Source organism: Pantoea sp. EABMAA-21 (assembly GCF_030053335.1).
Classification (GTDB): Bacteria; Pseudomonadota; Gammaproteobacteria; order Enterobacterales; family Enterobacteriaceae; genus Pantoea; species Pantoea communis.
In genome coordinates, this window is sequence record NZ_JASGBX010000007.1 from 217,360 (window position 1) to 233,424 (window position 16,065).

General features: G+C 55.7%; 13 protein-coding genes. 9 read left to right on the forward strand and 4 right to left on the reverse strand.

The window, feature by feature from the left end; translation table 11 throughout:
- Positions 1-23: 23 nt before the first annotated feature.
- From corA to QMZ65_RS13015, 9 genes are all read left to right on the forward strand, one after another.
- Positions 24-992, forward strand: a complete 969-nt coding sequence (gene corA / locus QMZ65_RS12975; RefSeq protein ID WP_034822760.1) for a magnesium/cobalt transporter CorA — start codon at positions 24-26, stop codon at positions 990-992.
- A gap of 292 nt (positions 993-1,284) precedes the next feature.
- A complete protein-coding gene (locus tag QMZ65_RS12980) occupies positions 1,285-2,724 on the forward strand; it encodes an amidase (RefSeq protein WP_237448842.1) in 1,440 nt (479 codons plus the stop codon).
- Between the two features lie 65 nt (positions 2,725-2,789).
- Entirely contained in the window at positions 2,790-3,587 is a 798-nt protein-coding gene (locus QMZ65_RS12985) for a DeoR/GlpR family DNA-binding transcription regulator (protein ID WP_097117623.1), read from the forward strand.
- On the forward strand, positions 3,526-4,809 hold the full coding sequence (locus QMZ65_RS12990) for a Zn-dependent hydrolase (RefSeq protein ID WP_283216130.1): 1,284 nt from the start codon (positions 3,526-3,528) through the stop codon (positions 4,807-4,809). The genes QMZ65_RS12985 and QMZ65_RS12990 overlap by 62 nt, the downstream gene beginning before the upstream one ends.
- A complete protein-coding gene (locus QMZ65_RS12995; protein WP_283216131.1) occupies positions 4,803-5,738 on the forward strand; it encodes a phosphotransferase in 936 nt (311 codons plus the stop codon). The genes QMZ65_RS12990 and QMZ65_RS12995 overlap by 7 nt, the downstream gene beginning before the upstream one ends.
- The gene (locus tag QMZ65_RS13000; RefSeq protein ID WP_097117620.1) at positions 5,735-6,673 is read left to right on the forward strand and encodes a choline kinase family protein; all 939 of its coding nucleotides are present in this window, start codon (positions 5,735-5,737) and stop codon (positions 6,671-6,673) included. Before QMZ65_RS12995 ends, QMZ65_RS13000 begins: the two co-directional genes overlap by 4 nt.
- A 173-nt stretch (positions 6,674-6,846) precedes the next feature.
- Positions 6,847-7,116, forward strand: coding sequence for a hypothetical protein (locus QMZ65_RS13005; protein WP_034822302.1), 270 nt, complete (start codon positions 6,847-6,849; stop codon positions 7,114-7,116).
- Positions 7,113-8,639, forward strand: coding sequence for a sodium:solute symporter family protein (locus QMZ65_RS13010; RefSeq protein ID WP_211728731.1), 1,527 nt, complete (start codon positions 7,113-7,115; stop codon positions 8,637-8,639). Before QMZ65_RS13005 ends, QMZ65_RS13010 begins: the two co-directional genes overlap by 4 nt.
- A 63-nt stretch (positions 8,640-8,702) precedes the next feature.
- Entirely contained in the window at positions 8,703-9,398 is a 696-nt protein-coding gene (locus QMZ65_RS13015) for a DJ-1/PfpI family protein (RefSeq protein ID WP_283216132.1), read from the forward strand.
- Here the strand turns inward: QMZ65_RS13015 and QMZ65_RS13020 are convergent.
- The 4 genes from QMZ65_RS13020 to QMZ65_RS13035 are packed head-to-tail and all read right to left on the reverse strand — an operon-like array spanning position 9,388 to position 15,951.
- A complete protein-coding gene (locus QMZ65_RS13020) occupies positions 9,388-10,971 on the reverse strand; it encodes a cyclic peptide export ABC transporter (protein ID WP_283216133.1) in 1,584 nt (527 codons plus the stop codon). The two genes, QMZ65_RS13015 and QMZ65_RS13020, sit on opposite strands and share 11 nt — an antisense overlap.
- 8 nt (positions 10,972-10,979) lie before the next feature.
- Entirely contained in the window at positions 10,980-12,959 is a 1,980-nt protein-coding gene (fhuB, locus tag QMZ65_RS13025; RefSeq protein WP_283216134.1) for a Fe(3+)-hydroxamate ABC transporter permease FhuB, read from the reverse strand.
- Positions 12,956-13,828, reverse strand: a complete 873-nt coding sequence (locus tag QMZ65_RS13030) for an ABC transporter substrate-binding protein (protein ID WP_283216135.1) — start codon at positions 13,826-13,828, stop codon at positions 12,956-12,958. The genes fhuB and QMZ65_RS13030 overlap by 4 nt, the downstream gene beginning before the upstream one ends.
- Positions 13,822-15,951, reverse strand: coding sequence for a TonB-dependent siderophore receptor (locus tag QMZ65_RS13035; RefSeq protein ID WP_283216136.1), 2,130 nt, complete (start codon positions 15,949-15,951; stop codon positions 13,822-13,824). The genes QMZ65_RS13030 and QMZ65_RS13035 overlap by 7 nt, the downstream gene beginning before the upstream one ends.
- Positions 15,952-16,065 lie beyond the last annotated feature (114 nt).

Sequence of the window (16,065 nt, forward strand, 5' to 3'; positions counted from 1 at the left end):
AAAACAACATGGACAGCGCCAAAATGGTGATTAACTGTGTGGCTTATCGCCACGGCAAACGTGAAGAGCATGTCGATGTCGCCGACATCAGCGAAGTACTCAAAGACGAAAGTGCGTTTATCTGGCTGGGTTTGAATCAGCCTGAACCGGCTTTTATGCAGACGTTGCAGGAAGAGTTTGGCCTGCATGAGTTAGCAATTGAGGATGCGCTGGTGGCCCATCAGCGCCCGAAGATTGAGCAATATGGTGAGTCGGTATTTATCGTGGTGAAAACGGCACATCTCGACGATCAGCAGCGCATCAGCTTTGGTGAAACCCACTTTTTCCTCGGTAAAAACTTCCTGATCACCGTCCGCCATGGTTCATCGGAAGGCTATGCGGCGATACGCGCCAGGGCAGAAAAAAACCACACCATGTTGTGTCAGGGACCGGGCTACGCGTTTTACTGCATTCTCGACTTTATCGTTGACCACTACAGCAAAATCACCGAATCACTCAGCGAGCGTATCGGTACGCTGGAAGGGGGCATGTTTACCACCCGCTTTGACAGTAAAACGCTGGAGGATGTCTATCATCTCCGGCGCGAACTGCTGGCGCTGCGCAATGCCGCGATGCCGGTGACTGAGATTTGTGCCCAACTGGCGCGTTTTCACGAAGACATTATTCCGAAGAACCTGCGTGCCTACCTGCGTGACGTTCAGGATCATGCTCATCACGTGATGATCGATGCCGAAGACATGCGTGAAATGCTCACCAGCGCAATGCAGGTCAATCTGGCGCTGGTGTCGGTTCAGCAGAGCGAAGTGAATAAAAAGCTCGCGGGTTGGGGTGCGGTGCTGATCGTCCCGACCATTGTCTTCAGTATGTACGGCATGAACTTCTCAGATATGCCTGAACTCAAAACCCACTTTGGCTATCCCGCGGTACTGGTGGTGACGCTGGCGATTTGTGGTGTGATGTGGTCACGACTGAAAAAAGCAGGCTGGTTGTAATCTTTTTATCAGATGACTTTAATATCACTGTGCTGATGATAGCGGCGCAGTGAATTAATATCTCCATCCACACATTTCCCTGAACGATTTAACTGCAACTGAGTGATTGAGCGGCCTGTCGCGCAAAACCTTCATCCAATTGCCACGGTTTTGTCATTTCGCTGTTTTTTTCATCATCATCTTTTCCTATAACAACGCCAGATTAAATACAACATATCCCACATTAACCACATGACCCGGTCTTGCTTCATTCGCCAACTGTTGCCACTATCGCTACATAGTGATGCCAGAAATGCAGGGTGTAACCATGGCGGTGGACCAGAATTTATTTAACTCGATGCCTGATGTTATTGGCGCGGCGCAGCAGATTCGTCGCGGTGATATCAGCAGTGAAAAGCTGGTGGGGAATTGCCTTCAGCAAATAAAATCCCACAATCCCACATTGAATGCCTTTGGTGATGTTTACGATGAGCAGGCGATGGAAGAGGCTAAAAGCTGCGATCGCGAACGTCAGTCGGGCAAGAGTCGGGGTCCATTGCACGGTGTGCCATTCGGCGTCAAAGATCTGTTCTCAACGGCTGGGTTGCGCACCACCAAAGGTTCACTCACCTCACTGGATAACGTACCAGAACATGACGCGCCGATTATTGAGCGACTGAAGGCGGCGGGAGCGATCATTGTCGGCAAAACCGCGACCACCGAGTTTGGCTGGACCGGATCAAGCTATTCACGGGTATTTGGTCATGGGCGCAATCCGTGGGATCCGGCGTTAACCAGCGGCGGTTCCAGTTCGGGATCGGCAATCAGCGTGGCGGCGCGCATGGTGCCCGCCGCGCTGGGCTCCGACGGTGGCGGATCGGTGCGTATCCCCGGTGCTTTTTGTGGCATTTTCGCCCTTAAAGCCTCGCTGGGACGCATCCCAACCTGGCCGTGGTCTGCCACTGAAATGCTCAGTCATGCCGGGCCGATGACGCGCACGGTTCGTGATAGCGCACTGCTGTTTGATCTGCTTTCTGGACCGGATGCGCGCGACCATCAGGCGCTACCAGCGAAAAATGAATCCTGGCTGGCACGCTGCGACCAGCCATTGCCCGCGCTGCGTGTGCATTACAGTCCCACGCTGTTTAACACACCGGTCGACGAGCAGATTGCGCGTTGCGTCGAACAGGCGGTGGAGCAGATTGCCCATACGTTACCGGTGACGCTCACGGCACGCCCGCTGGATTGGTCATCACCGTTTGAGACATTTGACACTTTATGGAGCGGCGGGCGCGGTGTGGCGTATGGTGCCGCACTGCAGCAGCAGCTCGACCAGCTCGATCCGGGCTTTGCCGCGCTGATTGAACACGCGCAGCGCCTGAATCTGGCCGACTACCTGGCGGCGCAAAAACAACGAGCGGCGTTTGCCGGACAAGTGCACGCCTTGTTTGACAGCGTGGATTTACTGATCACGCCTACGCTGCCAGTGCTGCCGTTCTCGGCCGATCGCCATGTGCCGGAAAATCAGTCGCCGGGCGACAGCGGAGTAGAGTGGGCGCGCTGGACACCTTTCACCTGGCCATTCAATTTGAGTGGTAATCCGGCGGCGACGATTCCCTGTGGTTTTACCGCGCAAGGTTTACCGGTGGGTTTGCAGGTGATCGGCCGACGTTATGCGGAAGGCGACGTATTGCAGTTCTGCGCGGCGCTCGAAGCCCTGATGCCGTGGGATCAACATCAACCTTCTCTGTAAGGCGCGGCCTTGAGACCGCCCGATAGGTATACTGCGGTTTTGGCCTCTAAAAACAGAAGGTAAGCATGATTAATCAGCCACGTCTGGATGAGATAAAACGGATTTTACACCACGACAAACGGGTGCGCGTCACGGAACTGGCGCAGAAATTCGTGGTGTCAGAAGAGACGATTCGCCGCGATCTTAAATATCTGGAAGAGCAGAGCGTATTACGACGCGTGCACGGCGGTGCCATTTTACCGGTGCCCAGCGAAGAGCAGCCGTTACAGATACGCAGCCGTATCAAGCCGCGTGCTAAAGCGCGTATTGGTCAGCTGGCAAGCGAATTAGTGGAAGAGGGAATGGCGCTGTTTCTGGATACCGGCACTTCAACGCTGGCACTGGCGCAGCAGTTGACCCGCTTCTCGCGTTTGAAGGTTATCACGAACTCAATGGATATCGCCGCGCTGCTCACGCAGCAAAGCGACAACGCTGTCACGCTAACACCAGGGCGCGTTCGGCGAAATGATAACGCACTCATTGGCCCCCATACGCTGGAGTTCGCGCGTCAATTCCACTACGACATTGCCTTTATGGGCATTGGTGCAGTGGATCGGGACAACGGTTTTATGGATTACGAAGAGCCTGAGGCGTTATTAAGGCGCGTGCTGAGCACGCACTGTCGCCAGAGTGTGATTCTGGCAGATGAAGGCAAATTTGGACTGCGAACCTTTGTGAATACGCTGCCGTTTAGCGCGGTTGACACCTTAGTGACCAATGCGCGACCCGCGGCAGCTTTTGTAGCGAGTCTGGAGAGTGCCCATGTCAACATCCTCCATCCCGGCAATGCCGAGGATGACACCGCAAGATTATCAGGCGTTTGATGCGCTGTTCGCCCTCAGCAGCAGCATTGGTGCGACACCCGCAGGCGGCTTACATCGCCTGACGGCATCCGCTGCGGATAAGCAAATGCGCGATGCCTTTTGTACCTGGCTGACGCAACAGGGTTTTCACGTTCACGTGGATGAAATTGGCAACATCTTTGGCTTGATGACGCTTTGCGAAGGCGCGCCGTGGGTGCTGTGCGGTTCGCACCTGGACAGCCAACCGCTGGGTGGACGTTTCGACGGTGCCTACGGCGTCACCGGCGCTGCAGTGACCATGGCAACATTGGCTCGCCAGCTGCGCGACCATTCGCAAACCGCGCAACGTAATCTGGCGGTGGTGAACTGGACCAATGAAGAGGGTGCGCGCTTTCAACCCAGCCTGACCGGCAGTTCAGTGTTCACAGGCGCACTCTCGCTGGAGCAGGCTCTGGCGTGTTGTGATGGCGAAGGTATCTCGTTGCAAACAGCTTTGCAAAATATTGGTTATCGCGGAACGGCGTTACCCGATCTGACGGTGGCGGCCTACTGCGAACTGCACGTTGAGCAGGGTCCACATCTTGAATTGCAGCAGAAACAGATAGGCGTAGTGACGGAAACCTGGGCGGCACTGAAATGGCAGGTGACGTTTCGCGGAGAGCAAAACCATACCGGCCCGGCATTGATGGATCGCCGGCGGGATGCGCTGCTGGCAGCCGCGCACACCATTGTGGCGGTGCGTGCAGAGGCTGAACGCTATGGCGAAGCACTGCATACCTCGGTGGGCCGTCTGGAAACCGTGCCTAATTCGCCGAACGTAGTGACTTCTGAAGCCACGTTATTTATTGAGTTTCGTTCTGCTGATGAAGCGCTATTGCGCCAGTTGCGCGACAGCTTCGGCCAGCAGATGCAATCGATTGCGCAGAATACGGCCACCGATGTCAGTCTCGACCGTGCACAGTATCGTCCACGACAGCAGTTACATTCGGCATTGAGTGATCTGGCTTTAGCGCAGGCGGAAAAATTGGGGCTGAAAGCGATGCCGATGCGTTCAATAGCAGGTCACGATGCGATAAGCATGAGCTATCACTGCCCGAGTGCATTGCTGTTTGTGCCCAGCGTAGACGGCCTTTCGCACAATGAACGTGAATACACCGCCACCGCCGACTTGCATCGCGGTCTCGACATGTTGATGGCGATGCTCACTGAGCTCTGCCTGAAAGGAGAGGACGCCTTATGTTGATGCGTTTACAGCAAGCGCTGGCGAGTTGGCAACCCGCGCAATCCTTTGATATTCAGCCAGGCACGGCAGGTGTGGCGTCACCGCATCGTTTAGCGACGGAATGGGCCGGATTTCGCCTGCAGTCAGCGGGGCAAGGCTATTATGCCAAGGTGCTGTTCGATGATCAGAAAGCGTTGATTGATTTCCAGCGCAGCGCCGAAATTAGCCGCCAGGCGGGCGAGTTGGGCATCGCACCGGCGCTATGCCACGCCGATCCGCGCAATGGCGTTCTGATCTTCGCGGCGCTGGATGACAGCTTCCGCTGGGCGCGACTGGATGCGTTACGCGATCCGCATCACTTTGCCAGCCTGACGCGTACGCTGGATAAATTACATCACTCAGGATTGCCGCTTCCCTTACACAGCCGCCAGCAGGATATGTTGCGGCTACGTCTTCAACTGGAAACACAGGGTGTGCAACAGCCAGATGAGCTGCAATGGATGGGGGAATGTGTCGATTTGGCGTGGGAAGCACTCAACGCCGTGTCCTATACACCCGTTTTGATCCACGGCGATAACATCGCCAGCAACTGGATGGTCAACCCTCAGGGTGAATGGCGCTTGCTGGACTTTGACTATGCCGCGCGCGGGGATGCCTGGCACGATATCGCGACGCTTATCCACGAACAACTGCCTACTGACGATCGCTGGCGTGATGCGATTCGTGCGTGGCGTGGTGACAGCAGCGAGGCTGATGTAGCGCGTTGTCGCTTATATGCGCTGGTGGATGATTATCACTGGACGCTATGGGGCATGCTGAACGGTGTCACCAGCACGCGCGGTCTGGAGTTTGCCAAGCTCGGCCAGTGGATGCTGTTGCGCTGCCGTCAGAGCCTGAGCGATCCCCGTTTTGAACGTTGGTTAAACCTGACAGCGGAGCAGGCAAAATGAGCAAATCTCTGGGTGAAGCGCAAAGCTGGCAGGAACAGCGGGTGGAACAAGCCATTACGGCGATGCCGGAATGGCAGGGCAGGGCGGTGCAGTATCGTCCGGTAAGCGGCGGTATTTCCAACGCCAACTGGCACGTGGCAGTCGAGGGCGCGCCTTGTGCTTATTTCGTCAAAATTCCCGGCGAAGGCACCGAGCGCTTTATTAATCGTGACACCGCACATGAAGCGAGCCTGAAAGCCGCGCAAACCGGCTATGGCGTGCCGGTGGTGGCCTATCTGCGCGATCTTGGCGTGGAAGTGTTTGAGTTCATCGATGGCTGGCGCGCCTCGTCAAACCTCGATTTCCAGCAATCCGCGATTCGTCATCGTGCGTTGCAGGGCTTGAAAAGTTTCAACGATCAGCCGTTGCTCAGGCAGAACAAAACCGTATTCGACATGCTTAATGAGCATATTGAGCAGGTCAGTGCACTCAATGTCGCGCTCTCTGCTGATGCTGCCTGGTTGCACAAACAGGCACAGCGCGCGCAGCAGGCGTTAGAAGCGGCGGGATTAGATTTGGTGCCGTGCATGAATGACACGCTGGCGGGTAACTTCATGCTCAATGCGCAGAACGATATTCGGCTGGTCGATTTTGAGTATGCATCAAATAACGATCGCTGTTATGAACTGGCGCTGTGGTTTGGCGAAATGTTTTTCACACCGAAAATAGAACAGGAATTGCTGGAGGACTATTTCGGTAAAGTGGATGCAGCATTATTCGCTCGCGTGCAAATTCATAAGTATCTGGCGGATATGAAGTGGTCAACCTGGGCCATTATTCAACATCATGTGGCCGATATTGATTTTGATTTTTCAAAATATGGTGCCTGGAAGCATTTGCGGGCGCGCAGCGTGTTAAATCATCCCGACTGGGAAAACTGGCTACGCGCGGTGTAAGCGGAACGCGCCGGGATTAAGTCCTTGTAAGATCGTCTGTAACATTATCCGTCCGTCGTATTTTCGGACAGCGCTCTTTGCTGTCTGATGTTGAGGTTACACCAAAGGGGAAATGCTGATATTCAGCAGGTAAAGGAGTGCGCACACCGTCAATTAATATTGAGGAGGTTATTATGAGTTCGATGGTCATGGCGCAGCAATTACGCGCCCGCATAAGTATTAAAAATAAAATCTTCGCCCTATACCTGTTGGCATTATTACTGCTGGCACTTTGCCCACCGCTTTATTTAAGCGTCAGCGGAAGTAGTGCGTTATTACTGGGGATACCTCTGCCGATCGTTTATTGGCTCGCGATTGCGGTATTCCTGGGTGTGGGATTATGGGTTATGTATCTGGCGGAATGCGCGTTTGGTGAAATTCCGGATGATGAGGAAGTCGCATGAAAATCACTGCAGCAGAACCCCATTATTTAATTACCTTTGGCATGATTGGCCTGTTTCTGGCGATCATGATTGCCGTGCTGTATGCCACCAACCGTAAAAGCACCTCCTTTTCTGATTACGCCGTCGGCGGCCGATCGTATGGGCCGTGGTATATCGCCATGAGCTATACCAACTCGTGGTGGCCGGGAGCGACTTTTACCGCTTTCTTCTCACTATCGGTGAGCGGAGTGATCGGCTTCTATGGCGCGGTCTACTCAACGCTCGGCGTGACAGCCATGTATCTGATGGCGCGCCGCGCGTGGAAATGGGGCCAGCACTTCAATCTGACGACACAACCCGATCTGCTCGGCATGCGTTTCAACAGCCCGGCGGTGAAGCGAGTGGCGTCGATTATCGGCATCATCTGCGTCTTCCCGTGGGTGGTGATGGGGATACAGGCACTGGCGTTGTTGGTGGAATTTGCCAGTTTTGGCCGTTGGGGTGTCACCACCTGCCTGATTGCTGGCGTGTTGCTGATTCTGGTGCGTCAGTACTGGACCGTCAGCATGGGCATGCGTGGGTTGATCATGACGGATATGTATCAAGGCATCATCGCCTATGGGTTGGGTGCGCTGGTGTGCGTGGTGCTGTTGTTTGGTGGCGATCATGGCTTCGGCCAACTGGCAACGTTACCACCCGCAATGCTGCAGATTCCGGGCGCGGAGGGTTCGCACTATGGTCCCTGGTATATGTTCAGCCTGATTTTCACCGGTGTGATTGGGTCAATGTGCTGGCCGATGAGCTTCCAGCGCATTTATACCGCCAGCGGCATCCGTGCCGTCAAGAAAGGCACTTTGCTGACGATTCTGCTGGTGGGCGGTTTTTACGCCATCCTGATGCTGTTCGCCACGGCGGTCAGTCAGGATCCTAACGTGCAGGCCAATCCACAAAATGGCTTCTTCACGGCGCTGTTTGATCAGGGCGGTCCGTGGTTACTGGCACTGGCGCTGGTGATTGTTCTTGCTGCCAGTATTGGTCACGTTGATGGATGCGTGCAGGTATGTGGTACGCAGTTTGCCAACGATCTGGCGACCTGGAATAAACCGCGTAGCGATCGTCAACTGACGGTGCTGGCGAAGTCGGGCATGGTGGTATTTATTGTCGCTGCCGCGCTGTTGGCGTACTTCACCTTCAACTATTCCCGTTTGCAGCTGCTGGCGCAGATCTCCTATCAGGGGATTATTCAGCTGGCGGTGCCGTTGTTCTTTGGTATCTTTAGCCGCTTTGGTAACAAACAGGGTGCGCTACTGGGCATGATGACCGGGATTATTATCGCTATCGTGCTCACCGTGTTCTTCCCGGATGACATCCCGGCGCTTGGCTCGCTGACCAGCGGCATCGTTGGCCTGGCGGGTAACGTGGCGGTGTTTGTGGTATGTGGTTTGCTGATCCCGGTTGACGACAAAGAGAAAGCCCGTGTCGAAGCTTTGTTCGCGCTGGCTGATGGCGTGAAAGCACCGATGGCAAAACCGCTGATGAATTAACCCGTTGCAATCCTTTTCGTATCAAGGCCATGATAACGCTCTGACCCCTTATCGGAGCCTATCATGGCCGCCTCTTCGCCGTTCAATATTGGTCTGCTGCTGTTCCCGCATCTCACTCAACTCGATCTCACTGGCCCGTGGGAAGTCTTTGCTCGCATGCCCGGCGTGAGTAACTTTCTTATCTGGAAAGACCGACAACCGGTGATGTCCGACCGAGGTTTAGCCATCGTACCGACGACAACGTTTTCTGAGTGTCCGCCCCTCGATCTAATCTGCATTCCTGGCGGTCCGGGACAAATTGCGCTGATGGAGGATGAAGAGACGCTGGATTTTGTGCGGCAAAAGGCCGAACAAGCCCAATGGGTGACATCGGTATGTACCGGTTCACTGGTGCTGGGGGCCGCCGGTTTGTTGCAGGGATATCGTGCCACTTCGCATTGGGGGTCATTGGATCAGCTCAGCCTGCTGGGTGCCACGCCGGTAGCCGAACGTGTGGTGCGCGATCGTAATCGGATTACCGGCGCGGGTGTTACGTCAGGTATCGATTTTGCACTCACTGTGGCAGAAGAACTGTTTGGCCGCGACGTGGCGGAAAACATTCAACTGCAGATGGAGTACGATCCCGCGCCACCGTTTCATGCAGGTTCACCACGCAGCGCCTCGCCGGAACGACTGGCGCAGGCGCAAAACCAGATGCATGACTTTATTGCTCGCCGCCGCGAGGCCACAGAAGCTGCCGCCGCCAGGCTCAAGCGCTAACTAACTGGCCCAGCTCCAGCTTCAAACAGCGATCGGCGAGGTGGAAATAGCGATCGTCATGGGTGATCACCAGAACGGTTTTCCCTCGTGCTTTCAGCGCGGGGAGCAGTTGGTGGTAAAACACCTCGCGAAACGTCGGATCCTGATCGGCAGCCCATTCATCAAACAGATAGAACGGGCGGTCTTCCAGCCAGGCCACCAGCAGCGCCAGGCGCTTACGCTGTCCGGTGGAGAGCGCCAGCGTCGAGAAAGTGCCCTCCACCAGCGTGACTTTTCGGGTTAATTGCAGGGCATCCAGCAGGGCGTGCGCTTCGTCATTCCAGCGTGTGCTGTCGATGCCTTGCAAATCCTCAAACAGATGAAAATCATTAAACACGGCAGAAAACAGCTGACGATAACCGGCGCGGTTGCTCTCATTGATGACTTCACCGTCCAGCAGCAGTTGACCACTATCCGCCTGATATAAGCCGGTAAGCAGTCGAGCCAGCGTGGTTTTACCGCTACCGTTGCCGCCCGTCAGATACACCAACTCACCGGGACGAAACTGCAATGAGAGTGGGCCGAGCTGAAATGCCTCATGCTGATAGGTGATGTCGCGCAGTGCCAGCTGATGGAAACTGAGCGGCGGTGCACCAAAGGTTGTTTGCTCAGGTGGCAGCTGCTGCTGCATGGCTTGAATGCGTTTGAGTGCAACCTGCGTGAGTGTCAGGCCGGGCAGGGCGGCGAGCGCTGTCTCAATCGGCACGATCATATAAAGAAACACCATCGCGAAACCAGACATCACCGCGCCGTGTAAATCCAGCATGTTGGCGAGTAAAAACATCACCACGCCAATAAAAGCAAAAAAGAAGACGCTGGCCCAAATGTTGGCCAGAGCATACAGCACGTAACCGCGCGTACGTTCCACGCGCACCTGCTCGATGATATTGAAAAGTTTGTTATGCAAAAACGCCTGTTTGCGCGGGGCGTGTAAGCGCAGTTCTTTCGCGCCGCTGAACAGCGCGCTCACCTCACCAGTCAGCGTCTCTTCACGCTGACGTGACTGGCGCATCAGTTGTAAGGCGCGCCGATGCACGCCACTGTAGCCGAGTGAGCCTATCAACACTGTGATAAGCGCAATCATCATCACGGTCAGCGACAGATAACCGAGATAGCCCATGCAGCCGATGATCACTGCCAGCGACATCACGAAACCCGGCAAGGCAATAAAGAACACCACCACCTGGTCGAGGTCCTGCGTCAAAACGCTGAGGGCACGCGGCATGCCGTGCTGTTCAAGATCGGCATAACCGGCATCCGCTACCTGCTGGACCAGCTTGCGGCGCAACTCGGCTTTGCAGCGCTGACCCATTGCCATAAACAGGGACTGACTCAGGGTGCGCGTGCCCAGCATCAGCAGCGCCAGCAGGGCGAACTGCCACGCCAGTTGCCAGCGCTGTGCCTCCGTGGCGCTCAATCCCTGATTGATGAGTGCCAGCAGCGCCGCGTTGCTCAAACCACCGATCACGCTGCAGGCCAGCGCGACAAAAAACAGCACACCGGTGGTGCGCAGTAACATCAAATAAATCGACACCTCATCTCCTATGAGTTTGTGCTATCCAACGGCCGCCACAGCAGCAATGCCAGCCATGGTCCGCCCATCAGGGTTGCCATCAGGCCCGCAGGAATTTGCCGTGGATACAGCAGGTTGCTGCCGGCCCAATCAGCCAGCATCATTAAAATGGCGGCGATCACGGCGGCAAACAGCATCTGTTCCATGGGTTTACGCGCGCCCAGCTGGCGGGCCAGTTGCGGGCCAAGTAAGCCGATAAACGACAATGGCCCAACAATTAAGGTGGCAACGCCGGTCATCGCCGCAGCCAGCAGCATCAGCAAAAGCCGGGATTGAGTCACGTTCAGCCCAAGCGAGGAGGGAATTCCCTGCAGTGGCAAAAGCAACATCGCTCGCCGCAGCAGGGGAGTGAGTGCCAGCAGTAACAGGGCCAGGGTGAAAGCTATCACGGCGATGGGTGTGCTGACGTAATAGGTGGATCCGGTCATCAACTGGCGCAGCATCGCGGCGGCCATACCGTTGTTGCTGATAACAATGGCGGCAACGGACTGGAACAGTGCAGTAATGGCCAGCCCGCTCAGCAACATGCGTTGTGGATTGAGGGCATAGTGGCGCGCCTGCCACAACGTTATCCCCAGTGTGATCAGCGCACCTGCCGCACTACTGGCAATCATCATCGGCATCGCTGCCATCGGCCAAAGTAACAGTTGCACCGTAATACCCAATGAGGCACCGGCACCGATGCCGAGCAACTCTGGGCTGGCCATCGGATTGCGGCTGATGCGTTGCAAAATAACGCCCGCAGCTGCCAGCAGCACGCCGGCGGCGATGGCGGCCAGCAAGCGCGGCAGGCGAAATGGCAACATCACCTGGATCTCAGTAATGGAATTCCAGCGCCAGCCATTTACCCCTTGAGCAAAGGCAAGCGCGACAACCAGCATTACCACAAAGAGAGCAAGTACCGGCAGGCGTGTAAAGCGTCGCGCCGGGCAGGGAGCAGGTTGAGGCTCGTTCACATCGGGCTGAAAAAGATGGCGCAGGCGCGGCAAAAACCACAGTAACAGCGGCGCACCTGCCAGCGCGGTCATCATGCCGGTGGGGAGCAGCAAGCCATCAATACCATTGAGGCGACTGACCCACTGATCGGTCAGCCACAGTAAACCGGCGGCCAGCAGCGGTGACCAGAGAAGCTTCTGGCGCAGGCTTTTCGCGCCCGCCAGTACGGCCAGGTGTGGCGCAGCAAGCGCGATAAAACCGATGACGCCCACCACACTGATCACCAGGCTGCTTATCAGCAACGCGGAACTTATCGCAATCCCTCGCACCCATCCAGCAGGCAAACCGATTGAGTGAGCAACCCGTTCATCCAGCGCCAGCAGGCGTAAAGGGCGTAAAATCAGCAGCACGGGGAATGCCGCGATGAGCAAGCGCGGTAGTAACCACCACAATGCATGCGCATTCTCCTGCGCCAGCGAGCCGCCACACCAGATAAACACGGCGGACAGCGAACGATCGTAAATGATCGACAACAGCAGATTGGCGGCACCGCAATACAGGTTCACCAGCATACCCGCGAGCGTTAACGCCAGCGGGGTAAACCCCTGACGTACACTAAGCAGAAAGACCAGCGCAAAGGCGACGATCGCTCCACTGAGCGCAATCCATTCTCGCCCCAGCAGCAGCCATGCAGGTGCCATCAAGGTGGTGAGGGAAAGCGCTAAGGTTGCGCCGGAAGCAATGCCCAGCGTCATCGGTTCGGCTAACGGATTGCGCAGCGCCTGCTGCATTACCACGCCGGTAAAGCCCAACGCCAGACCACATAAAATCGCCATACCCTGACGAGGTAACCATATCAGCGTGAAGACCTGTTGTGCCAGCGTGGGCATTGCGGTGTGGTGCAGCGCTTGCCAGGCATCGTGCCACGGCAATTGGTGCGCCAGCTGCTCAAGACATAGCATCAGCGCAACTGCAAACAGTAAAAGCGTCAGTGAGGCGGGATGGCGATTCATGGATTTGCCTCGTTTAACGCCTTGACCAGCGCTTCGGCGAAACGCACGGCGGTGAGCACGCCTCCTCCCGTTGAAAGTCCATCCGGTAACTCCAGCAACCGATGCCCATCCGATCGCGTCAGGGTATGCCACAACGGAGATTGCAATACGGGGTTGAGATCAATTTCCGGCCAGGAAGGCAGCAGCGCCAGCCAGCCGGGCGGCAACTGCGTGAGTTGCTCCAGTTCCAGCGTGGCATAGCCCTGAGCGCCCACCGCAAACGGCGTGTGGTGGGGCAGGTCAAGTAAACCCAGCACGTCAGTAAACAGACTTCCCGCGCCCAAAGCCAGCACATGCAGGGTATCCAGTGGATGCAGTAAATAGATGGGTTTGTCTTTGAAGTGAACGGCTTGCTGTCGCGCTTTTTCCAGGCGTTGCAGCAAACCTGCCATGACTTGGTCAGCGCGTGTGCGGAGACCGGCCAGCTGTGCCAGCGCATGCAGATTCTGCTGCGCCTGTTGCCACGGATGGGGGCCACTTGTCGAAAAGTAGGATAACGGGGCAATGCGGGTTAGTTGTGCTTCAGCCATACGGTGTGCTGGCGTGACTAGCAATGTGTCAGGTCGCAATTCAAACAAGGTTTCGTAATTGGGTTGAAATAACAAACCCACGTCGGCGATCTGCTCGGGAAGCGGAGGCTGGCTAAACAGGCGGCGATACCAGTCGGGGGCGGCAATGCCAACCGGCGTGATGCCCAACAGCAGAGCCATTTCGGTGATCCCCCAATCGAGGATCACCCAGCGCGGCGTCGTTTTTGCCTGCAGCGGAAACGAAAAAAGGGCCGCGCCTGCCAGCGCGCCCTTAATCAGTGTTCGACGTCGGATTACCACTGATAACTCACCGTGGCGATCAATTGACGGCGTAAGCCAAAGTGACAACCCAGATCGTTACAGTTGCTGAGGTACTGTTTATCGGTCAGGTTTTGCAGATTCAGACCAAGCTGCCAATCCTGCCAGCGATAGCGCATCATCGCGTCGTAGATCATCGCAGCCGGCACTTTCAGGCTGTTGTCGCTGGTGGCATAGCTGGTGCCCACGTATCGACCGCCGCCGCCAATCGTCAGGCCATCCAATACACCCGGCAGAGCATATTCGGTCCAGAGCGCAGCAGTCTGGCGGGCAATCGATACCGGTTGCTTACCTTGCGTATCATCATTGGCTGACAACACTTTCGGGTTGGTCAGTGCATAAGAGGCATTCACCAGCCAGCGAGATGTGATATTGGCTTTCGCTTCCAGTTCTAATCCCTGTGAACGAATTTCGCCGGTCTGTACCGAGTAGTTGGCGTGATCCGGATCGGCGGTCAACACGTTGGCTTGGCGCAGGTCATACAGGGCCGCACTGAACAGCGCATTAAAGCCGTTTGGCTGATACTTAATCCCGACTTCCGACTGTTTGCCTTTGGTCGGTTTAAACGGATCGCCGCCAAACGAGGTACCCGCCTGCGGCTGGAACGACGTACCGTAGCTGATGTAAGGCGCAATGCCGTTATTAAAGTGATACAGCAAACCGGCACGGCCGGTGGTGGCGTAATCATTCAGCTCAGTGCGCGTGCCACTGACCCAGTTCTGGCTTCGCGTTTGCGCTTTGTCATAACGGCCACCCAGATTTAGCACCCAGTTGTTCCACTTCATGCTGTCCTGCAGATAGATACCTTGCTGGGTCATGAAAGAGCGACTGTGATAATCGATCGATGGCGATTCTACTGGGGTACTGTAGTCCGGATTGAGATAGCTGATATCTGACGCGCTGCCGTAACCGCTGTTCTGCCGCAAATCGTCATGCACAAAATCGACACCCAACGTCAGCGCGTGATTGATGGCGCCGGTATCGAGATTGCCTTGCAGGTTGGTATCCACATCAAAGGCGTTAAATGACTCGATCACCCGCATGCTGTCGCGACTCACCGTGGCTGATCCATCGGTGATGGTCGCGGTGGGATAGACCATCTGATAATCGCTGCTGGTATGCAGATAGCGCAGGTTTTGATGTACGCTCCAGACGTCATCGAACTTGTGCATGAAGTCATAGCCGATGCTGGCCTGCTCACGACGGTAATAGTCGAAGCCGGGCTGACCGCCGTAGAATTTGTCAGAGAAATTGCCCTGCGCAAGTTTTACAAGGCTGCCTTCCAGTGGCAGCTGATTGTAAAAACCGGTGTAAGGATCTTTGCGGAATTGTCCAAGTAACGTCAGGCGCGTGTCGTCATTCGGCTGCCAGGTCAACGCGGGCGCGATATCGTAATGCTTGTATTTGGTGTAATCGACTTGCGTGTCATTACGCGTCCAGGTCCCGGTGATGCGGCCCAGCCAGTGTTCATCGTTATCCAGTGCGCCAGAGAGATCGAGTCCCGTTTCGAACAGATTATGACTGCCGGTGCTGACAAAAATCTGGTGAATGGGCTCCGCGGTCGGGCGCTTACTCATCAGATTAATCACGCCGCCGGGACTCGCCTGGCCGAATGTCACTGAACTCGGGCCATTGACCACCTCAACGCGATCCAGCAGGAAAGTGTCGTAATTCGGACGCGACCAGTAAGTCACCGTTGGCAGGCGTAAGCCATCCAGGTATTCATCGGCGGCAAAACCACGGATATAGATGTCGTCAAAACGATAATCAGCACCGCCGCCTTCGGCACTAATTCCCGCGTTGTAACGCAGTGCTTGTGGCACATTCAATGCCGCCTGCGAAGCCATTTGCGCCTGGGTGATCACCGAGATGCTTTGTGGCGTTTCGATAATCGGCCGCGTGCTTTTTGTGACAGAATCTGCTTTCTTTGCCACCTGATTCCAGCTGTCGGCATCTGCGCTATCGCTATCGACACTGTTGGCTGTCACGGTGAGTGTGGCGTTCGAATTGTTATTATTATCAGCAGCCCAACCTGATGTGCTGCTGATCAGCATCAGCAGCAATACGCTCAGTGGCTTGCGCTTAAAGGTGCAATGACCCGGCATTTATTTTCCCCGATATGTTCCAATGGCCCCAAATAGTGATACAAATGATAATCATTACTATCTTATTTGATAGCGTCCTGCTGGCGGGTTTGCACCTTCTCAATTGCAAATAAC